Source organism: Pseudomonas sp. TUM25319 (assembly GCF_056388475.1).
Genome location: NZ_CM150751.1, coordinates 6,242,483 through 6,265,604 on the forward strand (window position 1 = coordinate 6,242,483; position 23,122 = coordinate 6,265,604).

Sequence of the window (23,122 nt, forward strand, 5' to 3'; positions counted from 1 at the left end):
CATGGCTGCCACCTCGGCTGAACACGCCCGCCTGCTGCGCCTGGCCACCCGTGCGTCACTGGCGGTGGCGTGCATCCTCATCGTCAGCAAGGCGATCGCCTGGTGGCTCAGCGGCTCGGTCAGCCTGCTGGCCGGCCTGACCGACTCGCTGCTCGACGGCGCCGCCTCGCTGCTCAACCTGCTGGCGGTGCATTACGCCCTGCGTCCCGCCGATGAAGACCACCGTTATGGCCACGGCAAGGCCGAAGCACTGGCAGGCATGGCCCAGGCGCTGTTCATCGGCGTCAGTGCGGTGTTGATCGCCAGCCAGGCCGTCGAACGCCTGCGCGAGCCGCAGCCGCTGGGCGATACCACGGTGGGTGTGGCGGTGATGGTGCTGTCGCTGGCGCTGACCGTGGGGCTGCTGATGATCCAGGCTCGGGTCATCCGCATCACCGGCTCGACCGCGGTGCGGGCCGATTCACTGCACTACCGTTCCGACCTGCTGCTCAACGGCAGCATCCTGGTGGCGCTGCTGCTGGCGGCGTTTGGCTGGCCGCAGCTGGATGCGTTCTTCGGGCTGGGGATTGCCGTGTATATCTTCTGGAGCGCGGTGACCATCGCCCGGGAGAGCTTCGCCACGTTGATGGATGAGGAGTTGCCTGCGGACGTGAGCGACAGGATGCTGGCGCTGGTGTGCGCGGTGCCGGGCGTGGTCGGGGCGCATGACCTGAGGACGCGGGTGTCAGGCAACCGCTGGTTCGTGCAGGTGCATCTGGAGTTGCCGGGGCAGCTACCGCTGACTCAGGCGCACGAGCTGTGCGTGCAGGCGTCCGCCGCGATCAGCCGGGCGTATCCGCGGGCTGAAGTACTGGTGCATGCGGATCCGGTCTAGCGAGTGTTCTTTCTGGCCCTATCGGTGGCAAGCGGAGCGCCGCCAGCGATAGGGCCAGAAAGAACAGACAGTAGACCTTCAGTTGACGCTATACCCCCGCCCCGCCATGCACGCTCCCATCGCCCGGCGATAGGTATCGGCCACCTGAGCCGGCGGCGCCTGATTGGCATAGGCCGGGTCGAAGCCACTCTGCTCCACCGCCCAGCGATGGCACTGGTAGCGATCCTGCTCGACCTGTTGCGGCGGCTGGCCCTGCATCGGGTAGGCGATCACGTCGTAGCTGCTGCCCTGCACCGGCACGGGTTGCTGCACCTGCGGCGGGTTGACCACGACGTAGTCGCGGGTGCTGTCGAGGTATTGGTAGTAGGTGTCCGCCACCAGGAAGAACAGCGCGCCACCGATCCACATTTCCCGCGCATAGTCCGGCAGGTAGCTCACACGCACGCCATAGGGCGGTGTCACGACGACGTAGCCCGCACCATGAGGGCGATACCAGTAGCCGCCGGAAAAGAAGTAGTCCTGCCCGCGATAGGGCACCCGCGAGAACCGATCAGGAAAACGGTCGATGGTGTGGCCCGGCCGGTACTGCGGCCCCGGTCCCCAGCCATTGCCGCCGCTGGGACGGCCCGCCCAGTTCGGCTGCTGCGGACGCTGCCCACCCTGATGGCCTTGCCAGCCCGGGTTGCCGTCGTTGCGCCGCGGAATGTCCTGGTAATGCCCTTGACGCGGCTGCTGGGTCTGTCGCACCTCATCCGGACGCTGCCCAAGCGGCGAACCCTGCTGGCGCTGTTCGCCGCCACGGGACTCCTGCGGACCACGATGGTCCCGCTCATCGTCGGCATGGACGCCCAGGCTCAGGCAGAGCAGACCGACACCCACCAATGGCCACATACGCAAGGTCATGCTGTTCCTCTTCAATCGTGGGAAATGATCACAACGCCACTCTAGCATGCGCTGTTCCGGGGGCCAGATGAAATCTCGGATAGGCAGCGGCGAGCTGCAAGCTGCAAGAAAAAGCCAGCCGGCGCAACGCCCGCTCTTTCTTGCGGCTTGCAGCTTGCCACTCAAGAACAATAAAAAAGGGCGACCATCAGGCCGCCCTTCGGGAATTTTGTCCTGGCTCGACGCTTGTGACGCCGGCTCACCTCACACCTGTCTTCTGGACCGTGTGTAGCCCGGGGGCCAAGCACCACCCTGTGGGATGGCTGGCCGCGACTGTCCTGATTGAGTCAGTCGCCGTGGACGTGTGTCCGGGCAGTGATTCTGGAAACAATCATAAGAAAACCGGTGCGACAGAGGATTGCGAAGATTGCGGAATGAAACACCACTTGCGCAATTTTTTACTAAATATTAATAATTGTCAGCAATTCAAACAGAAAAGGCCTGATCCATGAGCAAGCTGGACCGCTACGACCTGAGCATTCTCGCCGAATTGCAGCGCGATGCGCGCATCTCCAACCAGGAACTGGCCGAGCGTATCGGGCTGTCGCCGTCGCCGTGCTCGCGCCGGGTCAAGCAACTGGAAGACGACGGATTCATCTCCCGTCAGGTCGCCCTGCTCGACCGCAAGAAGCTCGGCCTGAGCCTGACCGCCTACGTGCTGATCGGCATGGACCGCCACACCCCCGAGCGTTTCGAAACCTTCGAGGCGGCGATCCGCAACCTGCCCCAGGTGCTGGAATGCAGCCTGGTCACCGGGATGGACGCCGACTACCAGCTCAAGGTAGTGGTGCCCGACATGGATCATTACCAGAAACTGCTGCTCGGTCACCTCACCCGTATCGAGGGCGTGACCAGCGTTCGCTCGAGTTTTGTCCTGAATCAAGTATTGGCCAGTACCGAACTGCCCCTGACCCACCTTCGCTGAGACGCGGCGTATAATCCCGCGCCTCACGCTGCCGGAGAAAATCGATGGATCCTGTGTTGTTCGAAGAGTGGATGATGACCATCCTCGTCACCGTCCTGATCGCCTTCATGGGCTTTATCGTCTACGACCTGGCGAAGAAGTCCAAGGCCGGCAAGTTCGGCACCTTCATCCTGTTCTTCGTGCTCGGCCTGGGCATCCTCGCCTTCATCATCAAGAGCGTGGTGATCACCTGGATCGAGCTGCACCAGTAGCGTCCTTCCACTGGCCCGGTTCCAGCCCGTCCAGTGTCCAGTCGCCGATCCTGACCCGTACCAGACGCAGGGTCGGCAAGCCCACCGCCGCGGTCATTCTTCGCACCTGGCGGTTGCGTCCTTCCTTGATGATCAATTCCAGCCAGGCGGTCGGCACGCTCTTGCGAAAACGTACCGGCGGGTTGCGCGGCCACAGCTCAGGCTCGTCCAGTTGCCGGGCCTTGGCCGGCAGGGTCGGGCCGTCGTTCAGTTCGACACCGTCGCGCAGGCGCTGGAGCTGCTCGTCGCTCGGCTCACCTTCCACCTGCACCCAGTAGGTCTTTGGCAGCTTGTGCTTCGGGTCGGCGATGCGCGCCTGCAACTGGCCGTCATTGGTCAACAGCAGCAGGCCTTCGCTGTCTCGGTCCAGGCGACCGGCGGGATAGACACCGGGCACCGCGATGAAGTCCTTGAGGGTCGCCCGCCCCTCGCCGTCGCTGAACTGGGTCAGTACGTCGAAGGGCTTGTTGAACAGGATCAACCGCGGCTCGGCCGGCGGCGCCTTGGGTTGGCGTCGCGGACCGGCGGGTTTTGCCGCGGGGCGGCGCGGCGTGTTGCGAGGGGGTAACGGCATGGGGCCTCAGCGGAACGGCGGCTCGTCGAAACTGCGCAGTTTACGCGAGTGCAGCGAGTTCAGTTCGGTGCGCAGCAGGTCGAGCGCGGCGATGCCGATCTTCAGGTGCTGGCTGACAGCGCGGTTGTAGAAGGCGTTGGCCGCCCCCGGCAACTTGATCTCGCTGTGCAGCGGCTTGTCCGAGACGCACAGCAGCGTGCCGTACGGCACCCGCAGGCGATAGCCCTGGGCGGCGATGGTGCCGCTTTCCATGTCCACCGCGACGGCCCGCGACAGGTTGATCAACGGCCGCTCCTGCGCCCAGCGCAGTTCCCAGTTGCGGTCGTCGTAGGTCAGCACGGTGCCGGTGCGCAGGCGTTTTTTCAGCTCGTCGCCACGCTCGCCGGTGACCTGCGCCGCCGCTTCCTGCAGCGCCATCTGCACCTCGGCCAGGGCCGGGATGGGGATGTTCGGCGGGACCACGCGGTCGAGGATGCCGTCACGGCGCATGTAAGCGTGGGCCAGCACATAGTCGCCGATGGTCTGCGACTGCCGCAGGCCGCCACAGTGACCGATCATCAGCCAGCAGTGCGGACGCAGCACGGCCAGATGGTCGGTGATGTTCTTGGCGTTGGACGGGCCGACGCCGATGTTGACCAGGGTGATGCCGTCGCCATCGGCGGCGATCAGGTGATAGGCCGGCATCTGGTAGCGGTGCCAGACCACCCCGGCCACCAGTGCCTGGGCTTCGCCATTGTCCATGGCCTTTTCGATGATGACGTTGCCCGGCAGGACCATGCGCACGAAACGCGGGTCGTCGCGCAATTGTTCAAGGCCGTGGCTGATGAACTGGTCGACGTAGCGGTGGTAGTTGGTCAGCAGGATCCACGGCTGCACATGGCGCCAGTCGCTGCCGGTGTAGTGCACCAGGCGGCGCAGCGAGAAGTCCACGCGGGCAGCGTCGAACAGCGCCAGCGGCAGGGTTTCGGCGGTGCCCCAGTCGTACAGGCCGTCGGCGATGCCGTCGGTGGCGGCGGACAGGTCGGTGCTCGGGAACACCCGTGCCAGCGCGGCGGCAGTGATGCCGGTGCCGGCCAGCTCGTCGCCCTGCTCGACCACGTAGGGATAAGGAATGTTCTGCTCGCTGACGCCCACTTCGACGGTCACGGCGAAGTCCTGCATCAACGGCCGCAGTTGCTCCAGCAAATAGCCACGGAAGGCGGACGGATGGGTCACGGTGACGCTGTAGGTGCCCGGCAGTTGCACTTTGGCATAGGCGCGGGTGGTCGCCGGCACCTCGCCATTGTGCTGGTAGGTCAGGCGCAATTCGGGATAACGGAACAGCGCACGCTCGTCCGCGTCCGGCTCGGTACGGTCCTTCAGGTAGCGCTTGAGCGCCTGGCTCAGGGCAGAGGTCGCACTTTCGTGCAGGGCCGCCAGACGATCGACGGCTTGCTCGGCGGTTTCTACGACAACGAAGGCTTCATCAAAACGGCTCACGGGTTACTTCCTGTCTGACATGCAGGTTTCCATCTTGCCTACATCCGCGCGCAAAGGCACGCCCGTTCAGAGCGGCCAGACCGGCGTCGAGCGCTGCACCAGCGCCGCGACGTCCACACCTCGTGGCAGGCTGCCGTAGACGCGCCCACCGCCACCGAGCCGGCCGGCGATAAAGGCATCACTCACCGTGGCGTTGCCAGCTTCCAGCAGCAGCCTGGCCTGCAGGCCGACGGCGATGTCCTCCACCAGTTGCCGGGCGCGGTACTGGATGTCGCCGGTGTCGGCGAAGGCAGCCTTGAGGTTGCCGATGTGCGCAGCCAGACGCGGATCGCCATGGCCGTCACCCAGTTCGACGAACAGGCTGTCGAGCACGCCGGGCTCCTTGGACAGCGCCCGCAGCACATCCAGGCATTGCACGTTGCCCGAGCCTTCCCAGGTGGAGTTGACCGGCGCTTCGCGGTAGAGCCGCGGCAGGATGCTGTCTTCAACATAGCCGGCGCCGCCCATGCACTCGGCGGCCTCGTTGATCATGGCCGGGGCGCGCTTGCAGATCCAGTACTTGCCTACCGCCGTCACCAGGCGGGCGAAGCGGGCCTGGTGCGGGTCATCGAGGTGGTCGAGGGCGTGGCCCATGCGCAGGCTCAGGGCCAGCGCGGCTTCGCTTTCCAGGGCGAGGTCGGCGAGAACGTTTTGCATCAGCGGCTGCTCCGCCAGCAGACGGCCGCTGACCTGACGGTGGGCGCAGTGGTGCGCGGCCTGGGTCAGCGCCTGGCGCATCAGCGCGCTGGAGCCGACCATGCAATCGAAGCGGGTCATGGCGACCATCTCGATGATGGTCGGCACGCCACGGCCTTCCTCGCCGATCATCCAGGCCAGGGCACCGCGGAACTCCACTTCGCTCGAAGCGTTGGACCAGTTGCCCAACTTGTTCTTCAGCCGCTGCACGTAGAACTGATTGCGCTGATCGTCCGGACGATGGCGCGGCAAAAGGAAACAGCTCAGCCCTTTTTCGGTCTGCGCCAGGGTGAGGAAGGCATCGCACATCGGGGCGGAGCAGAACCATTTGTGGCCCACCAGTTCGTAGGCCTGGCCCGGCCCCGGTGCACCGACGGGATACGCCCGGGTGGTGTTGGCGCGCACGTCGGTACCGCCCTGCTTCTCGGTCATGGCCATGCCGATAGTGACCCCAGCCTTGTGCCGGTCACCGATGTTGCGCGGGTCGTAGTCGGTGGCGAGCACCTTGGGCAGCCAGTATTGCGCCAGCTCCGGCTGCAGCTTCAGGGCCGGCACGGCGGCGAAGGTCATGGTCAACGGGCAACCACTGCCGGCCTCGGCCTGGCTGTGCAGGTAGGTCATGGAGGCACGGGCGACGTGAGCGCCTTCACGAGGGTCGGTCCAGGGCAGCGAGGGCAGGCCGTGCTCGATGGCGGTACGCATCAACTGGTGGTACGCGGGGTGGAACTCCACCAGATCGATGCGATGGCCATACCGGTCATGGCTGCTGAATTGCGGCTTGTTCTGGTTGGCGAGAAAGCCCGCTTCCATCAGCGGGCCCCCGGCGAGGGCACCGTAGGCATCGATCCGCGACTCGGCCCATCCGGCCCCGTAGCGCCGCCCCCATTCCTGCAGCGGCAGGTCGAGGCGGTACAGGTTGGCGCCGTCCAGGGACGGCGGCTGGTTGGTGACGTCGTGGGTTTCAGCGTACTGATGCAGGTTCATCCGAGGGCTCCTGATCGATAGGACGTGTCTGAAAAATTCAGTGAATCACGCCCCGCCCCCGACAAAAAGTGACAAAAACGCCTAACCCGGGGTGATTTGTCCTCTGTCGGCGGGCACCTGTACCGCCAGCGCCACGCTCAACTCAAAGCAACTGCCCTGCCCCGGCACCGAACTGTGCTGCAGCTTCGCCCCCATCAGATCGGCAAGATTGCGACAGATCGCCAGGCCGATGCCGAGCCCGCCGTACTCGCGGCTCATGGAGCCGTCGATCTGGAAGAAGCGCTGATACAGCAGGGTATCGCCCAGGCTGGCGAAACCGATCCCGCTGTCTCGAACGCTGAAGGTCAGAGCCAGGCGCGGACCCTGAGCGTGGCCCCGGACCATCAGGTTGACCCCGCCGCGCTGGGTGAACTTGATGCCATTGTCGAGCAGATAGCCCAGGCACAGCGCCAGTTTCTGCCGGTCGCCAAGCAGGCGATCCGGCAAACCGTCGGCGATATCCAGGTTCAGCAGCAAGCCTTTCTCCATCGCCGCCGACAGGAACCGCGCACGCAACTCGTGCAACAAGCCCCGCAGGCTGAATGGCTCGGACCGGGCACTGATACGGCCGGCCTGCAGCTCGGTGAGGATGAGGATATCGTCGACCATCCGCATCATGTGCTGGGCCGCAACGCTGGCGGTGTGCTGGTACTGGCCGAGTTCGTCGTCCAGGGGGATGGTCTGCATCAGTTCCAGCGAGCCGATAACGCCATTCATCGGTGTGCGCAGCTCATGGGTCACGGTGGCAAGGAATTCGTCTTTGAGGCGGTTGCTGCGAGCCAGTTGCTGGTTCAGTTGCTCCAGCTTGTGACCGGCTTCGCGCAGGGTTCGCGCCTGCTCGTCACGCATGCCGTTGATGCGGTCGGCCAAGGCCAGCGACAGCAGCGCGACTTCCAGTGCCGAACCGATCTGGCTGGCGTACATGGTCAGGAATACATTAGGCAGGTAACCCAGCACCATCAGCGTGTTGACCAGTCCGCCCAAGAGAAACGCCGACCAGGCAATGATGAAATAACGCGCCACGCGCATCCCGCGCCACCAGGCGAACAGCCCGGCGGCGAAGATGCAGAGCGTGAAGGCCAGCGCCAGGGCGGTGGCCAGGCGCAAGGCGAGACCGTAGCTGGAGGCCAGCGACATCAGCATCACCACCGCCGAGCACAGCACCAGCCCCTGCAGCACGCGATCGAACGCCCGGCTGTGGCGGGCCATCTGCAGGAAACTGCGGGCGAACTGGCAGCCGAACAGCCCCGCCGCCCCGATGAACAGCGGCGTCGCAGCATTCGCCCACCAAGGACTGTCCGGCCAGAAATAGGCCACCGCCGCACCGTTGACCGAGACCTGGTAAAGGCCGAAAGAGGCGATGTAAAGGATGTACCAGAGGTAACTGGTGTCGCGCACGCTGATATAGATGAACAGGTTGTAGACCAGCATCCCCAGCAGTACGCCATAGATCAGCCCGAACACGTAGATCTTCGCCGGCTGGGCTTCAAGGTAAGCGTCGGTGGACCACAGACTCAGCGGTGCCTGCACCGAACCCTCGCTCTGCAGACGCAGGTAGGCGGTGAGTGCCTGGTCGGGCTGCAGCGGCAACTTGAAGAGGTAATTGCCCTGTTCAATCTGCCGGCTGGAATACGGCAAGGCATCGCCGGTGCGCTGCACCAGCCGGTACACGCCATCGGCGTCGGGCAGGTAAAGCTCCAGATGATCCAGCGGCGGGTAAGCCAGTTCCAGCAGCCAGGTGCGCGGCGCGGCCAAGGGCATGGCGTTGTAATGCAGGTCGATTTTCAGCCAGAACGCCGAGGTCGAATAACCGGCGTTGAGCACATCGGCCTGGTGCGGGCGGAAACGACTGGCAAAGGCCGGCGAACTGACCTGGGCAATGGACGCACTGGCGTCGGGGTCTTCGTAGACCTGCATGACGCGGCCAAGGGGCAGGTTTCGGGTCGAGTCGTCGAACTCCACGGCACTGGCCAGCAACGGCAGCCAGCTCAATAGAAGGATCAGCAGATAGCGCATACAGCCCCGGCATGGCCCGCTCGGTCCGTCGTGACGCCTCCTGTCCGTTTGAGACGACGTGATCCGGCAGCGCCTGATGTCATTTTAAAAGCACACTAGCATAGCGGTTTGAAGCCGCCAGCGCTTGCGGGAAATTTCATATCAGCCGCTCTAGAACGGCACTTTCAGAGAAAAACACGGCATTACCTGATCAATCGATCAGAAAACTCTCTTTTCGCGGCAGACCCGGCAAAAGCGTTTGGTGGTAAGCTCGCGCACCATGAATACCTACAGCTCCCGCCCCGTTGTCCTCTGTCTCTCCGGCCACGACCCAAGTGGCGGCGCCGGCTTGCAGGCAGATATCGAAGCCCTGATCGCGCAAGGCTGTCACGCCGCTCCGGCCGTGACCGCCCTGACCGTTCAGGATACCGTCAATGTTCAGGATTTCCGCGTGCTCGACCGCGAGTGGGTGCTGGCCCAGGCCAATATCGTCCTGGCCGATTCCGAGGTCGCCGCCGTCAAGCTGGGCATGCTCGGCTCGCTGGAAATGGTCGACACCGTGGTCGAACTGCTCAGTGCCCATCCGCACCTGCCAGTGGTCTGCGACCCGGTGCTGCGCGCCGGCGGCGGTGGCCGCCTGGGCAAGGATGAGGTCGGCTTCGCCATCCGCGAGCGCCTGCTGCCACTGGCTGCCATCGCCACGCCGAACCTGCCTGAAGCACGCATCCTCGCCGAACTGCCGGAAGGCACCGCCGACGAGTGCGCGGAAAAACTCCTGCCCTTCGTCAAACACCTGCTGATCACCGGTGGTCACGGCGAAGAAACCGAAATCCACAACCGCCTCTACAGCCGCGACGGCCAGCAGCACACCTGGACCTGCCAGCGTCTGCCGGGCAGCTATCATGGCTCGGGCTGCACCCTGGCCAGCGCCCTGGCCGGTCGCCTGGCCCTTGGCGAACAACTGCAGAGCGCGGTGCGATCGGCGCTGGATTACACCTGGCGCACCCTGCGCGACGCCGAGCAACTGGGCAAGGGCCAGTTCGTGCCCCGTCGCCTGCCCCTGGACTTCTGCTCCTGAAACACTGATTGCTGTGAGGCGCCTGTAATGAAGGTACGCGGTCTGTATGCCATCACCGACAGCCAACTGCTGGCCGGACGGTTTCTGTCTTATGTCGAAGCCGCGCTGGAAGGCGGGGTGACCTTGCTGCAATACCGCGACAAGAGCGACAACCAGGCCCAGCGCCTGCGCGAGGCCGAGGCCCTGCGTGAGCTGTGCGAACGCTACAAGACCCGCCTGATCATCAACGACGACGCCGAATTGGCTGCACGCCTGGGCGTCGGCGTACACCTGGGGCAAACCGATGGTCCGCTGACCCCGGCGCGCACCCTGCTGGGCCGCGAGGCGATCATCGGCTCCACCTGTCATGCACAACTAGAGCTGGCCGAACAGGCCGCCCGCGAAGGCGCCAGCTATGTCGCCTTCGGACGCTTCTTCAACTCGGTGACCAAGCCCGGCGCGCCCGCCGCCAACCTCGAGCTGATCCAGCAGGCCAAGGCCCGGATCAAGCTGCCGGTGGCGGTCATCGGCGGCATCACCCTGGACAACGCCACGCCGCTGGTCGAGCACGGTGCCGACCTGCTGGCGGTCGTCCATGGCCTGTTCGGTGCCGACAGCCCGCAAGAAGTCACCCGCCGCGCACGTGCCTTCAACGCCCTCTTCCCCCGTATCTGATTTGCGAGAGACTGCCATGTCCCGTTCCGAAACCCTCTTCGCCAACGCCCAGAAACATATCCCCGGCGGCGTCAACTCGCCGGTTCGCGCCTTCCGCAGCGTCGGCGGTACCCCACTGTTCTTCAAGCACGCCGAAGGCGCCTACGTCACTGACGAAGACGACAAGCGCTACGTCGACTACGTCGGCTCCTGGGGCCCGATGATCCTCGGCCACAGCCACCCGGACGTACTGGCCTCGGTGCGCAAGCAACTGGAACACGGCCTGTCCTACGGTGCACCGACCGCCATGGAAACCGAGATGGCCGACCTGGTCTGCTCGCTGGTGCCTTCCATGGAAATGGTGCGCATGGTCAGCTCCGGCACCGAGGCGACCATGAGCGCCATTCGCCTGGCCCGTGGTTTCACCGGTCGCGACAGCATCATCAAGTTCGAAGGCTGCTACCACGGCCACTCCGACAGCCTGCTGGTGAAAGCCGGCTCGGGCCTGCTGACCCAGGGCGTGCCAAGCTCGGCCGGCGTTCCGGCGGACTTCGCCAAACACACCCTGACCCTGCCGTTCAACGACATCGATGCGGTCGCCAGCATGCTGGCTGACGTCGGCAAGGATGTGGCCTGCATCATCGTCGAGCCGGTGGCCGGCAACATGAACTGCGTGCCGCCGGCCCCGGGCTTCCTCGAAGGCTTGCGCAGCCTGTGCGACCAGCACGGCGTGGTGCTGATCTTCGACGAAGTGATGACCGGCTTCCGTGTGGCCCTCGGTGGCGCCCAGGCGCACTACAACGTCACCCCGGACCTGTCGACCTTCGGCAAGATCGTCGGCGGCGGCATGCCGGTGGGCTGCTTCGGCGGCAAGCGCCACATCATGGAACAGATCGCCCCGCTGGGCCCGGTCTACCAGGCCGGTACGCTGTCCGGCAACCCGCTCGCCATGGCGGCCGGCCTGACCACCCTGAAGCTGATCAGCCGCCCGGGCTTCCACGATGAGCTGAGCGCGTTCACCAGCCGCCTGCTGGACGGCCTGCAGCAACGCGCCGATGCCGCGGGCGTACCGTTCGTCACCACCCAGGCAGGGGGCATGTTCGGCCTGTACTTCACCGGTGCCGACGATATCGTCACCTTCGACGACGTGATGGGCAGCGATGTCGAGCGCTTCAAGCGCTTCTTCCACCTGATGCTGGAAGGCGGCGTGTACCTGGCGCCGAGCGCCTTCGAGGCCGGCTTCACCTCGATCGCCCACGGCGAAACCGAACTGAAGATCACCCTCGACGCCGCAGAGCGTGCGTTCGCCAAACTGAAGTAAGCGAACCGGACGACCACGGGGGCGAACGTCTTCAAGCTGCCGGCTTGTAAGACTTTCGCCCCCGTTTCATTGGATTTCGCTACAGTCGTGCCACCGAATTCCGTCTCATTGGCAGAAATTCTGGTAAAGACTTTGTAAGGTTGGCGCTGCTTAACCCATAATGTGCCACCAGACACATATTGGCCGCAGCTTTGCAGAGGTAAGTCGATCACCATGAACCGCGCCGGCCGCGCCCTCGTCCTGGGCTGCCTGTTGCTACTTCAGCCCCTGCTGGCCATGGCGGGCGGTAACTCGTTGCTGATCCCCACCACGGGCCGCTGCACGCTCAATACGTCCCCCGAAGAACTCGCCGACGCCGTGGCCCGCTGCAAGCAGGTCGCCCAGTCCGGCGATGCCCAGGCCCAATACGAACTGGGCGAGTTCTACTACGACGGCAAGAACACCCCGCGCGAGCTCAACCAGGCCCTGAACTACTTCGAGCAGGCGTCGCTGCAGGGGCACGCCGACTCGCAACTCAAGCTGGGAATGATGTTCGCCCGCGGCGAAGGCGTTCCGGCCAACAACGTCCAGGCCTACATTCTGCTGAAGATGGCTGCGGTGAATGGCGCCGAAGATGCGCTGGACGAAGCCGACGAGGTTTCCGAGAAGATGCAGCGCGACGACCTGGAACACGCCACCCAGGTACTGGGCCAGATCTTCCGCAAGTACCTGCTCGAACTGCAGAACGCCGACGGGCGCACGCCGTTCTCGCCGCTTCCCTGAGTCTTACTTTTCCGGCATCGGCATCGGGAACGGCATGACATTGCTGACGCCCTTGGCGTCGCTGATCTTCGGAGTACCCAGGCGCTCAACCTCATCGATCCGCACGATCGAATGCATCGGCACGAAGCTGCGAGTCACGCCTTCGAACTGCTGTTTCAACTTTTCTTCGCTCGGATCGACCACGACCTGGGTGCGCTCACCGAAAACGAACTCCTCGATTTCCAGGAAGCCCCACAGATCGCTCTGGTAGATCTGCTTGGCGTACATTTCGAATACCTGACCCTGGTTGAGGAAAATCACTTTGTAGATGGGGGCTTCGCGCTTGGTCATGTTTGGCAGAAAAGGTCGCAATCAAAGAGGGCGCGGATCATACCACAGGGCCTCGCGCGGGACTGCCGCGAACGGTTCCCGGGCGTTCCCGCCCATCACCGTATCGTCAACTTGTGCTGCGACAATCCGGAACCGGCAGCGGTGCCGATAACCCTTGATCGTTTCAGCGCTTTCGCGGTCACGCGGCTGGAGTTATTCTTGAGCTCATATTTCTTGCCCAAGGGCGGCTTAAAACAACCTTGAACGCACCTATCGAACCCCATCGTTTCATTCTCGAGCCCTTCGAGGCTCATCGCTTCGCCAACCTGTGCGGCCAGTTCGACGAGCACCTGCGCCTGATCGAACAGCGCCTGGCCATCGAGATCCGCAACCGCGGCAATCAGTTCGAGCTGATCGGCGAACCCCAGGTCACCTCCACCGCCGAACAGTTGCTGCGCCGTCTCTACCGCGAGACCAAGGCCACCGAGCTGTCCCCGGAAATGGTCCACCTGTTCCTTCAGGAATCGTCCGTCGAAGCCCTGGAAAACCAGGCCGTCAACGAAGTCAGCGTGTCGCTGCGCACGCGCAAGGGCGCCATTCGCCCGCGCGGGCTGAACCAGCAACGCTACGTCAAGGAAATCCTCGGCAACGACATCAACTTCGGCATCGGTCCGGCCGGTACCGGCAAGACCTACCTGGCCGTGGCCTGCGCGGTGGACGCGCTGGAGCGCGAACAGGTGCGGCGCATCCTGCTGGTACGTCCGGCGGTCGAGGCGGGCGAAAAGCTCGGCTTCCTGCCCGGCGACCTGGCCCAGAAGATCGACCCGTACCTGCGTCCGCTGTACGACGCCCTGTATGAAATGCTCGGCTTCGAGCACGTGGCCAAGCTGATCGAGCGCCAGGTCATCGAGATCGCACCGCTGGCCTACATGCGCGGCCGCACCCTGAACAACAGTTTCATCATCCTCGACGAAAGCCAGAACACCACCGTCGAGCAGATGAAGATGTTCCTGACCCGTATCGGTTTCGGCTCCACCGCCGTGATCACCGGCGACATCACCCAGGTCGACCTGCCGCGTGGCACCAAGTCGGGCCTGGCGCATGTCATTCAGGTGCTCAAGGATGTACCGGGCATCAGCTTCACCCATTTCCAGCCCAAGGACGTTGTGCGCCATCCGCTGGTGCAACGCATCGTCGAAGCCTACGAGCGCTTCGACAGCCAGCAGGCCAAGGTTGAAGGCACCCCGCGCGATGCTTGAACTGGACCTGCAGATCGCGACCGATGCGGCCGCGCCCGATGAAGCCCTGTTCCGGCGCTGGTGCGAGCTGGCCCTGCGCCAGCGCAGTGCCGACTCGGAAATGACCATCCGCCTGGTGGATGAGGCCGAGGGTCGCGAACTGAATCACACCTACCGGCACAAGGACTACGCCACCAACGTACTGTCCTTCCCCGCCGACGTACCCGACGACATGCTCGATATCCCGCTGCTGGGCGATCTGGTGATCTGCGTCGCGGTGGTCGAGCGCGAAGCCGCCGAGCAAGGCAAATCCCTCGAGGCCCACTGGGCGCACCTGGTCATCCATGGCTGCCTGCACCTGCTGGGCTACGACCACATCGAAGACGATGAGGCCGAGGAAATGGAAGCACTGGAACGAACGTTGCTTGCCGAACTGGGTCATCCGGACCCGTACGCCGACGACGAAGACGACACCCCACACACTGAAATCTGCAAGGATCACGAGTAACCGCCATGAGCGAAGATCGATCGAGCAACGGGCAGAAGTCCTGGCTGGGCAAACTGACCCAGGCTTTTGCCCATGAGCCGAAAAACCGCCAGGAGCTCCTCGAGCTGCTGCGCGAAGCCCACCAGAACAAGCTGCTCGACAGCGAGGCCCTGACCATCGTCGAAGGCGCCATCCAGGTCGCCGACCTGCAGGTGCGCGACATCATGGTCCCGCGGTCGCAGATGATCAGCATCAAGGCATCGCAGTCGCCCCGCGAGTTCCTCCCGGCGGTGATCGAGGCCGCGCACTCGCGCTATCCGGTGGTTGGCGAAAGCCACGACGATGTCCTCGGCGTCCTGCTCGCCAAGGACCTGTTGCCGCTGATCCTCAAGGAGAACGGCGACAGCTTCAACATCAAGGACCTGCTGCGCCCGGCAACCTTCGTACCCGAGTCCAAGCGCCTGAACGTGCTGCTGCGCGAGTTCCGCGCCAACCACAACCACATGGCCATCGTCATCGACGAGTACGGCGGCGTGGCTGGCCTGGTGACCATCGAGGACGTGCTGGAGCAGATCGTCGGCGACATCGAGGACGAACACGATGTCGAGGAAGACAGCTACATCAAGCCGCTGCCCAGCGGTGACTTCCTGATCAAGGCCCTGACGCCGATCGAGAACTTCAACGAGTTCTTCGACAGCGAGTTCTCCGACGATGAGTTCGACACGGTCGGCGGCCTGGTCATGAGCGCCTTCGGTCACCTGCCCAAGCGCAACGAAACCACCGAAATCGGGCCGTATCGCTTCCGTATCCTCAACGCCGACAGCCGGCGGATACATTTGCTGCGCCTGACCCCCGTCACCCGTTAAGGATAACCATGCGCTGGATCACCCGCCCCGGCTGGCCCGGTAACCTGCTGGCCGTGGCGGCCGGCGCCCTGACCACCCTGACGCTCGCCCCCTTCGACATCTGGCCGCTGGCCCTGGTGGCGCTGGGGCTGTTCTACCTCGGGCTGCGCGAGCTGAGCCCGCGCCAGGCCCTGGGTCGCGGCTGGTGCTACGGCTTCGGCCTGTTCGCCGCCGGCACCTGGTGGATCTACGTCAGCATCCATACCTACGGCGGCGCCTCGGCCCTGCTGGCCGGCGGGCTGATGCTGGCGTTCTTCGCCGCCATCGCCTGGTTCTTCGCCCTGCCCGCCTGGGTCTGGGCCCGTTTCCTGCGCCGCAACGAAGCGCCACTGGCCGATGCCCTTGGCTTCGCGGCGCTGTGGCTCGCCCAGGAAGCCTTCCGCGGCTGGTTCCTGACCGGTTTCCCCTGGCTCTACGCAGGCTACAGCCAGCTCGACGGCCCCCTGGCGGGACTGGCGCCGCTGGGCGGCATGTGGCTGGTCTCCTTCACCCTGGCACTGACGGCCGCGCTGCTGTGCAACCTGCACCGCCTGCGCCAGCGCAAGGCCTTCCTGGTCGCCGGTGTGCTCCTGCTGATCGGCCCGTGGGCCGTCGGCCTGGGGCTCAAGGGTCATGCCTGGACCGTGCCCTCGGGCGAGCCGCTGCGGGTCGCGGCAATCCAGGGCAACATCGAGCAAAGCGTCAAATGGGAACCCAGCCAGCTGCGCCATCAGCTGGAGCTGTATCGCGACATGAGCTTCACCAGCAAGCCCGCGGACCTGATCGTCTGGCCGGAAACGGCAGTGCCGGTGTTCAAGGACTCGGTACAGGGCTACCTGGACATGATGAGCGGCTTCGCCGGCGACCGGCACTCGGCCCTGATTACCGGTGTGCCAGTGCGTCAGGTCGAGCATGAACAGCGTCGCTACTACAACGGCATCACCGCCATCGGCGAGGGCGACGGCACCTACCTGAAGCAGAAACTGGTGCCCTTCGGCGAGTACGTACCGCTGCAAGACCTGCTGCGCGGTCTGATCCAGTTCTTCGACCTGCCGATGTCCGACTTCGCCCGCGGCCCGGCGGACCAGCCGCTGCTGCAGGCCAAGGGTTATCAACTGGCGCCGTTCATCTGCTACGAAGTGGTCTATCCGGAGCTGGCCGCCAGCCTCGCGGCCCGCAGCGACATTCTCCTGACCATCAGCAACGACACCTGGTTCGGCAAATCCATCGGCCCGCTGCAGCACCTGCAGATGGCGCAGATGCGCGCACTGGAAGCCGGCCGCTGGATGATCCGCGCCACCAACAACGGTGTCACCGGGCTGATCGACCCGTTTGGCCGCATCACCGCGCAGATCCCGCAGTTCGAGCGCGGCATCCTGTACGGCGACGTGGTGCCCATGCAGCAGCTCACGCCCTACCTGCAATGGCGCTCGTGGCCACTGACGATCATCTGCGTCCTGCTGCTCGGCTGGGCATTGCTGACCAGCCGCATGGCCAAGACTGTCTGAGGCTCAATAGAACAGTCGGTAACCGACAAGGCCAGCGGCTTCATTGAAGAGCTGGCCGTTCTGCCAGAACGCCTTGAACGATGGCAGGACACCGCCGAACGGCACGTCATGGTCAACGCCCAGGAAGCCGACAGGGGCCGGCACCACCTCGAAGCCGGCGCGCTCGAAACTCCAGACAGAACGCGGCATGTGCCAGGCCTGAGTGACCACAACCACACGCCTGACGCCTTGGGGCTGCAGCATCGCAGCACTCAACTCGGCGTTTTCCCAGGTGGTGCGGCTTTGCTCTTCCCGCCAGCGCACCGTCACCCCGAAGTCGCGCTGCATCGCGTCCGCCATGAGCCTCGCCTCGCTGGGCGGCGAGCCGTAATGCAATCCACCCGTCGTCGCCACCGGCAACCCGGACGCCTTGGCCAACTGCGCGGCGTAGCGCATGCGTTCCAGGGCAATTCCGGTGGGCTGGTCCTCCGAGCCCCAGGCCGGGTCTCCGCGCTCACGCCCCGCCCCCAGAATGACGATGGCATCGGCGCGAGTGGACAACGCCGCCCACTCGCTGACCGACAACGGTTCAACCGTTTCGAGCTGCCTGGCGACGTGCTGCATGACCAGTGGCAGGCTCATGAGCCACAGCCCGCCCAGGCCGGCGCAGAAGCACAGGCGCGCGGTTCGCGGCCACGACGTGCGCAGCCACCAGGCGGCGACCAGCAGCAGGAACAAGATGCCCGGTGGCATCAACCATTGCTTGATGAATAGACGGAACGGCATCCGGCATCTCCCTGAAATGCACGAAGCCTAAAAGAAAGCGGCGCCTGGCAACACTGCCAGGCGCCGTTCAGTGTGAAAAGTATCCCGCGGTGGCGCGTTCCGGGTTGCGCCATGATTATCCCGAACGGTTATTTGAAGTGCAGCGTTCTGGACTTGGGCGCTGTGGAGCGTTTCTTGTCCTTGAGCCAGATGACCCGGCCCGAGGGTGGCGTTTCCGCCTGGGTTGCAAGGTTGGAACCCACCTGCCCGCGCCCGGGGATGGCTTCGAGATAAGCTTTGATCACTTCGAACTCGGCGCGGCTCAGGCCACGCAGTTCCAGTTCGGCAGGCATTTCATCGCGCAATCGAACCGAGGTTCTGGCCACGTCCAGGGCCAGCCCCAGACGATCGATCAGCCGCTCGTAGAGTTCCGGTTTCAGTGCTGGTAGCTGCGACTCTCCCATCCGTTCACCTCATAGAAGATAAAATTCATCTCCCCCACACCTGAGCTTAGCGTCACTCGCAAAAGCGGCCGGGCGCCGCGACCAACGGCCCCGGCAGCCTGCCGGCGATGCAATCAGGGTTTCCCACGACCGATGGGGGTCATGTATGCTACGGCGTTCACTCTAGGGTCTGTTCCCGGGCGAAAACGGTCTGCGACCAGCCTGGATAAGGTCTCCCATTTCTCAGCGCAAAGTAGCCATGCACGAACACTATCAGCCCCGCGAAATCGAAGCCGCCGCCCAGTCCTACTGGGACGAGCACAAGTCTTTTGAAGTCAGTGAACAGCCAGGCAAGGACACCTACTACTGCCTGTCGATGTTCCCGTACCCGAGCGGCAAGCTACACATGGGCCACGTGCGCAACTACACCATCGGCGACGTGATTGCCCGCTACCAGCGCATGCTGGGCAAGAACGTCCTGCAGCCGATGGGCTGGGACGCCTTCGGCATGCCGGCGGAAAACGCCGCGATGAAGAACAACGTCGCGCCGGCCAAGTGGACCTACGAAAACATCGACTACATGAAGACCCAGCTCAAGAGCCTGGGCCTGGCCATCGACTGGTCCCGTGAAGTCACCACCTGCAAGCCGGACTACTACCGCTGGGAACAGTGGCTGTTCACCCGCCTGTTCGAAAAAGGCGTGATCTACCGCAAGAACGGTACCGTGAACTGGGACCCGGCCGACCAGACCGTACTGGCCAACGAGCAGGTCATCGACGGCCGTGGCTGGCGTTCGGGCGCGCTGATCGAGAAGCGCGAAATCCCGATGTACTACTTCAAGATCACCGACTACGCCGACGAGTTGCTGGAAAGCCTCGACGAACTGCCGGGCTGGCCCGAGCAGGTCAAGACCATGCAGCGCAACTGGATCGGCAAGTCCCGCGGCATGGAAGTGCAGTTCCCCTACGACGAAGCCAGCATCGGCGAGTCGGGTGCACTGAAAGTCTTCACCACCCGTCCGGACACCCTGATGGGCGCGACCTACGTCGCCGTCGCGGCCGAACACCCGCTCGCCACCCTGGCCGCCCAGGGCAACCCGGCGCTGCAAGCCTTCATCGACGAATGCAAGAGCGGCAGCGTCGCCGAAGCCGACATCGCCACCCAGGAGAAGAAAGGCGTCGCCACTTCCCTGCAGGTCCGCCACCCGCTGACCGGCGAGAAACTGCCGGTGTGGATCGCCAACTACGTGCTGATGCACTACGGCGACGGCGCGGTCATGGCTGTTCCGGCCCACGACGAACGCGACTTCGAGTTCGCCAGCAAGTACAAGCTGCCGATCAAGGCCGTGGTCCGCACCAGCGCCGGTGATGATGTCGGCAGCGAGTGGCAGGCCGCCTATGGCGAGCACGGCCAGCTGATCAACTCCGGCGAATTCGACGGTCTGGACTTCGCCGGCGCCTTCGACGCCATCGAGGCGGCGCTGATCACCAGGGAACTCGGCAAGTCCCGCACCCAGTTCCGCCTGCGCGACTGGGGCATCAGCCGCCAGCGCTACTGGGGCTGCCCGATCCCGATCATCCATTGCCCGTCCTGCGGCGACGTGCCGGTGCCGGAAGACCAGTTGCCGGTCACCCTGCCGGAGAACGTGGTGCCGGACGGCGCCGGTTCGCCACTGGCGCGCATGCCCGAGTTCTACGAGTGCACCTGCCCGAAATGCGGCACGGCAGCCAAGCGCGAAACCGACACCATGGACACCTTCGTCGAGTCGTCGTGGTACTTCGCCCGCTACGCCTCGCCGAACTACGAGGGCGGTCTGGTCGATCCGAAAGCGGCCAACCACTGGCTGCCGGTCGACCAGTACATCGGCGGTATCGAACACGCCATCCTGCACCTGCTCTACGCACGCTTCTTCCACAAGCTGATGCGCGACGAGGGCCTGGTGTCCTCCAACGAGCCGTTCAAGAACCTGCTGACCCAGGGCATGGTCGTCGCCGAAACCTACTACCGCGTCGCCAGCAACGGCGGCAAGGACTGGTTCAACCCGGCCGATGTCGAAATCGAGCGCGATGCCAAGGCCAAGATCATCGGCGCACGCCTGAAGACCGACGGCCTGCCGGTGGAAATCGGCGGCACCGAGAAGATGTCCAAGTCGAAGAACAACGGCGTCGACCCGCAGGCGATGATCGATGCCTACGGCGCCGACACCTGCCGCCTGTTCATGATGTTCGCCTCGCCGCCCGACATGAGCCTGGAATGGTCCGACTCCGGCGTCGAAGGCGCCAGCCGCTTCCTGCGCCGTGTCTGGCGTCTGGCCCAGGCTCACGTTGCCCAAGGGCTGCCGGCCAAGGCTGACTTCAGCGCGCTGAACGACGCGCAGAAGGCCGTGCGTCGCGCCACCCACTCGGCGATCCGCCAGGCCAGCATCGATGTCGGCCAGCACCACAAGTTCAACACGGCCATCGCCCAGGTCATGACCCTGATGAACGTGCTTGAAAAAGCTTCGCAGGAAACCGATCTGGACCGCGCCCTGATCCAGGAAGGCCTGGAAGCCGTGACCCTGATCCTGGCGCCGATCACGCCGCACATCAGCCACGGCCTGTGGCAGAGCCTCGGCCACAGTGGCGCGGCCATCGACGCCGGCTGGCCGAGCGTGGACGAAAGCGCGCTGGTACAGGACAGCCTGCAACTGGTCATTCAGGTCAACGGCAAGCTGCGCGGCCAGATCGAAATGCCGGCCGGTGCCAGCCGCGAAGAAATCGAAGCTGCGGCCCGCAGCAACGAAAACGTGCTGCGCTTCACCGAAGGCCTGAGCATCCGCAAGGTCATCGTGGTTCCCGGCAAGCTGGTCAACATCGTCGCCAACTGACAGGAAATGGGCGCTCTGCGGAGCGCCCACAGAGAAGAGTCCCATAAGGTTTCCAGGGAGCAACAAGATGATCAAACGCAATCTGCTGGTGATGGGCCTGGCCGTGATGCTCAGTGCCTGCGGTTTTCACCTGCGCGGTACCGGCACCAACGAACTTACCGTCAAGGAACTGGACCTGACCGCCCGCAACGCCTACGGCGAGACTGTGACCTTGCTGCGTGATGCCCTGCGCAGCAGCGGCGTCAACGTCCACGCCGGCTCGCCCTACAAGCTGGTCCTGACCAACGAGCAGGAAACCCAGCGCGCAGCCAGCTATGCCGGCTCCGCACGCTCGGTCGAGTACGAACTGAACACCACGCTGTCCTATGAGATCCAGGGTCACAACGACACGTCCCTGCTTGCCGACAAGCTGGAAGTGCGCAAGATCTACGTCCATGACGGCAACAACATCACCGGCTCCGGCCAGGAAGCGACTCAGATCCGCAAGGAAATGCGCCGCGATCTGGTGCAGAACATGATGCTGCGCCTGCAATTGCTGACCCCGGGCCAGCTCGACGAGCTGCAGGTCAAGGCTGATGAGCGTGCCCGCGCCGAAGCCGAGGCACTGGAAGCGGCCCGCCGTGCGCAGGACGCCACACCTCAGCAGTCGCCCCTGGAAATCCCGGCCAAGTGAGCCTGAACGGGGCGCTTCGGCGCCCCGACTTCTTTTATGAAACTCGCCCCCGCCCAGCTCAACAAACACCTGCAAGGTCCGCTCGCCCCGGTTTACGTGGTTAGCGGCGATGACCCGCTGCTGTGCCAGGAAGCCGCCGACGCGATCCGCAAGACCGCTCGCGAACAGGGTTTCGACGAGCGCCAGGTGTTCAGTGCCGACGCCAACTTCGACTGGGGCACCCTGCTCCAGGCGGGCGCCAGCCTTTCCCTGTTCGCCCAGAAGCGCGTGCTGGAACTGCGCCTGCCCTCGGGCAAGCCGGGCGACAAGGGTGCCGCGGCCCTGATCGAATATTGCGCGCGGCCCGCCGACGACACCCTGCTGTTGATCAGCCTGCCCAAACTCGATGGCAGTGCGCAGAAAACCAAGTGGGGCAAGGCGCTGGTCGATGGCCAACAGGTGCAATTCATCCAGATCTGGCCCGTCGATACCCAGCAACTGCCGCAATGGATCAACCAGCGGCTGTCCCAGGCGGGTTTGGCGGCGCAGCGTGACGCCGTCGAACTGATCGCGGCGCGGGTCGAAGGCAACCTGCTGGCCGCCGCCCAGGAAGTCGAAAAGCTCAAGCTGCTCGCCGACGGCAACACCATCACCGTGGAAACGGTGCAGGCCGCTGTCGCCGACAGCGCGCGTTTCGATGTCTTCGGCCTGGTGGATGCCGTGCTCAACGGCGAGGCGGCCCATGCCCTGCGCATGCTCGAAGGTCTGCGGGGCGAGGGCGTCGAGCCGCCGGTGATCCTCTGGGCCCTGGCTCGTGAACTGCGGGTACTGGCCGGCCTGGCCCAGCAATTCAGCCAGGGCGTGCCGCTGGAAAAAGCCTTCAGCCAGGCCCGCCCGCCTGTCTGGGACAAGCGCAGGCCACTGATGAGCAAGGCGCTGCAACGCTACTCGGCGCAGCGCTGGGGCCAACTGCTCAGCGATGCCCAGCGCATCGACGCGCAGATCAAGGGCCAGGCCCAGGGTTCACCCTGGACCAGCCTGACGCGGCTGTCGCTGCTGATGGCCGGGCAGCGCATCAGCCTGCCTGCGGAGTGATGCCTGCGGTGTGACGAGCGGTCTTGCGGTGACGGACCAGCGGTCCTATAGTTCGCGCCGAATCCACCCAGGCAGGACCTGCACATGAGCAAGAAACCGGCAAAATCCCGGCCTAACAAGGCCAAATCCCTCGTCGCCCAACCGCTGTTCCGCTGCCGCCAGGAACGGGCCGGCAAGGGCAAAGGCAGCTACCGCCGCGAAGCCTTCCAATCGAGAGATTGGGAGGCTTCTTCCTTTAGGGCCGCATGAAAGCAGGAAAACCGCA

The 23,122-nt window shown here is 64.5% G+C and carries 23 protein-coding genes; 15 read left to right on the forward strand and 8 right to left on the reverse strand.

Going from position 1 to position 23,122, the window contains the following annotated elements:
* The first annotated feature begins 1 nt into the window (after position 1).
* A complete protein-coding gene (locus AC05QJ_RS28185) occupies positions 2-874 on the forward strand; it encodes a cation diffusion facilitator family transporter (protein ID WP_476744482.1) in 873 nt (290 codons plus the stop codon).
* A gap of 78 nt (positions 875-952) precedes the next feature.
* On the opposite strand, the gene AC05QJ_RS28190 is transcribed toward AC05QJ_RS28185, so the two are convergent.
* Complete coding sequence (locus AC05QJ_RS28190) at positions 953-1,777, reverse strand: DUF6515 family protein (RefSeq protein ID WP_476744483.1); 825 nt, start codon at positions 1,775-1,777, stop codon at positions 953-955.
* A gap of 487 nt (positions 1,778-2,264) precedes the next feature.
* Between AC05QJ_RS28190 and AC05QJ_RS28195 the strand changes: the two genes are divergently transcribed.
* Both AC05QJ_RS28195 and AC05QJ_RS28200 read left to right on the forward strand, forming a co-directional pair.
* Positions 2,265-2,741 carry an Lrp/AsnC family transcriptional regulator gene (locus tag AC05QJ_RS28195; RefSeq protein ID WP_009394930.1) on the forward strand — a complete coding sequence of 159 codons (477 nt, stop codon included), beginning with the start codon at positions 2,265-2,267 and terminating at the stop codon, positions 2,739-2,741.
* Between the two features lie 44 nt (positions 2,742-2,785).
* Positions 2,786-2,992 carry a DUF2788 domain-containing protein gene (locus AC05QJ_RS28200; RefSeq protein ID WP_476744484.1) on the forward strand — a complete coding sequence of 69 codons (207 nt, stop codon included), beginning with the start codon at positions 2,786-2,788 and terminating at the stop codon, positions 2,990-2,992.
* On the opposite strand, the gene AC05QJ_RS28205 is transcribed toward AC05QJ_RS28200, so the two are convergent.
* The 4 genes from AC05QJ_RS28205 to AC05QJ_RS28220 form a co-directional block, all read right to left on the reverse strand.
* Positions 2,967-3,605, reverse strand: a complete 639-nt coding sequence (locus AC05QJ_RS28205) for a pseudouridine synthase (protein ID WP_476744485.1) — start codon at positions 3,603-3,605, stop codon at positions 2,967-2,969. The two genes, AC05QJ_RS28200 and AC05QJ_RS28205, sit on opposite strands and share 26 nt — an antisense overlap.
* Positions 3,606-3,611: 6 nt before the next feature.
* Positions 3,612-5,084 carry an AMP nucleosidase gene (amn, locus tag AC05QJ_RS28210; RefSeq protein ID WP_476744486.1) on the reverse strand — a complete coding sequence of 491 codons (1,473 nt, stop codon included), beginning with the start codon at positions 5,082-5,084 and terminating at the stop codon, positions 3,612-3,614.
* Between the two features lie 66 nt (positions 5,085-5,150).
* A complete protein-coding gene (locus AC05QJ_RS28215) occupies positions 5,151-6,803 on the reverse strand; it encodes an acyl-CoA dehydrogenase family protein (RefSeq protein ID WP_476744487.1) in 1,653 nt (550 codons plus the stop codon).
* A gap of 81 nt (positions 6,804-6,884) precedes the next feature.
* Entirely contained in the window at positions 6,885-8,858 is a 1,974-nt protein-coding gene (locus AC05QJ_RS28220; RefSeq protein WP_476744488.1) for a sensor histidine kinase, read from the reverse strand.
* A gap of 259 nt (positions 8,859-9,117) precedes the next feature.
* On the opposite strand from AC05QJ_RS28220, the gene AC05QJ_RS28225 reads away from it, so the two are divergent.
* The 4 genes from AC05QJ_RS28225 to AC05QJ_RS28240 all read left to right on the forward strand — a co-directional run bounded on the left by AC05QJ_RS28225 (position 9,118) and on the right by AC05QJ_RS28240 (position 12,631).
* The gene (locus tag AC05QJ_RS28225) at positions 9,118-9,915 is read left to right on the forward strand and encodes a hydroxymethylpyrimidine/phosphomethylpyrimidine kinase (protein WP_476744489.1); all 798 of its coding nucleotides are present in this window, start codon (positions 9,118-9,120) and stop codon (positions 9,913-9,915) included.
* A gap of 27 nt (positions 9,916-9,942) precedes the next feature.
* Positions 9,943-10,569, forward strand: coding sequence for a thiamine phosphate synthase (thiE, locus tag AC05QJ_RS28230; RefSeq protein ID WP_476744490.1), 627 nt, complete (start codon positions 9,943-9,945; stop codon positions 10,567-10,569).
* A gap of 16 nt (positions 10,570-10,585) precedes the next feature.
* Positions 10,586-11,869, forward strand: coding sequence for a glutamate-1-semialdehyde 2,1-aminomutase (gene hemL, locus AC05QJ_RS28235; RefSeq protein WP_476744491.1), 1,284 nt, complete (start codon positions 10,586-10,588; stop codon positions 11,867-11,869).
* Between the two features lie 213 nt (positions 11,870-12,082).
* Positions 12,083-12,631, forward strand: coding sequence for a tetratricopeptide repeat protein (locus AC05QJ_RS28240; protein WP_476744492.1), 549 nt, complete (start codon positions 12,083-12,085; stop codon positions 12,629-12,631).
* 3 nt (positions 12,632-12,634) lie between these two features.
* Here the strand turns inward: AC05QJ_RS28240 and AC05QJ_RS28245 are convergent, their stop codons facing one another.
* On the reverse strand, positions 12,635-12,961 hold the full coding sequence (locus AC05QJ_RS28245; RefSeq protein WP_476744493.1) for a DUF1820 family protein: 327 nt from the start codon (positions 12,959-12,961) through the stop codon (positions 12,635-12,637).
* A 239-nt stretch (positions 12,962-13,200) separates the two neighbouring features.
* On the opposite strand from AC05QJ_RS28245, the gene AC05QJ_RS28250 reads away from it, so the two are divergent.
* From AC05QJ_RS28250 to lnt, 4 genes are read left to right on the forward strand one after another with little or no spacing between them, the layout of a single operon-like run.
* Entirely contained in the window at positions 13,201-14,199 is a 999-nt protein-coding gene (locus AC05QJ_RS28250) for a PhoH family protein (protein ID WP_476744494.1), read from the forward strand.
* Positions 14,192-14,686, forward strand: coding sequence for an rRNA maturation RNase YbeY (ybeY, locus tag AC05QJ_RS28255; protein ID WP_476744495.1), 495 nt, complete (start codon positions 14,192-14,194; stop codon positions 14,684-14,686). The genes AC05QJ_RS28250 and ybeY overlap by 8 nt, the downstream gene beginning before the upstream one ends.
* A gap of 5 nt (positions 14,687-14,691) precedes the next feature.
* Positions 14,692-15,531: an HlyC/CorC family transporter gene (locus AC05QJ_RS28260; RefSeq protein ID WP_476744496.1), complete on the forward strand. Its 840-nt coding sequence runs from the start codon at positions 14,692-14,694 to the stop codon at positions 15,529-15,531.
* A gap of 8 nt (positions 15,532-15,539) precedes the next feature.
* A complete protein-coding gene (gene lnt / locus AC05QJ_RS28265; protein ID WP_476744497.1) occupies positions 15,540-17,057 on the forward strand; it encodes an apolipoprotein N-acyltransferase in 1,518 nt (505 codons plus the stop codon).
* Positions 17,058-17,060: 3 nt separating this feature from the next.
* Here lnt and AC05QJ_RS28270 read toward each other — a convergent pair whose 3' ends face one another.
* Both AC05QJ_RS28270 and AC05QJ_RS28275 read right to left on the reverse strand, forming a co-directional pair.
* A complete protein-coding gene (locus AC05QJ_RS28270) occupies positions 17,061-17,822 on the reverse strand; it encodes a YdcF family protein (protein ID WP_476744498.1) in 762 nt (253 codons plus the stop codon).
* Between the two features lie 128 nt (positions 17,823-17,950).
* Complete coding sequence (locus AC05QJ_RS28275) at positions 17,951-18,265, reverse strand: hypothetical protein (protein ID WP_476744499.1); 315 nt, start codon at positions 18,263-18,265, stop codon at positions 17,951-17,953.
* Between the two features lie 238 nt (positions 18,266-18,503).
* On the opposite strand from AC05QJ_RS28275, the gene leuS reads away from it, so the two are divergent.
* From leuS to arfA, 4 genes are all read left to right on the forward strand, one after another.
* Positions 18,504-21,110 carry a leucine--tRNA ligase gene (gene leuS, locus AC05QJ_RS28280; RefSeq protein WP_476744500.1) on the forward strand — a complete coding sequence of 869 codons (2,607 nt, stop codon included), beginning with the start codon at positions 18,504-18,506 and terminating at the stop codon, positions 21,108-21,110.
* 67 nt (positions 21,111-21,177) lie between these two features.
* Positions 21,178-21,783, forward strand: a complete 606-nt coding sequence (locus AC05QJ_RS28285; protein ID WP_476744501.1) for an LPS-assembly lipoprotein LptE — start codon at positions 21,178-21,180, stop codon at positions 21,781-21,783.
* Positions 21,784-21,819: 36 nt separating this feature from the next.
* Positions 21,820-22,857 (forward strand): DNA polymerase III subunit delta, encoded by a 1,038-nt coding sequence (gene holA, locus AC05QJ_RS28290; protein ID WP_476744502.1) that lies wholly within the window; start codon positions 21,820-21,822, stop codon positions 22,855-22,857.
* Between the two features lie 84 nt (positions 22,858-22,941).
* Positions 22,942-23,106: an alternative ribosome rescue factor ArfA gene (gene arfA, locus AC05QJ_RS28295; RefSeq protein ID WP_476744503.1), complete on the forward strand. Its 165-nt coding sequence runs from the start codon at positions 22,942-22,944 to the stop codon at positions 23,104-23,106.
* The last annotated feature ends 16 nt before the right edge of the window (positions 23,107-23,122 follow it).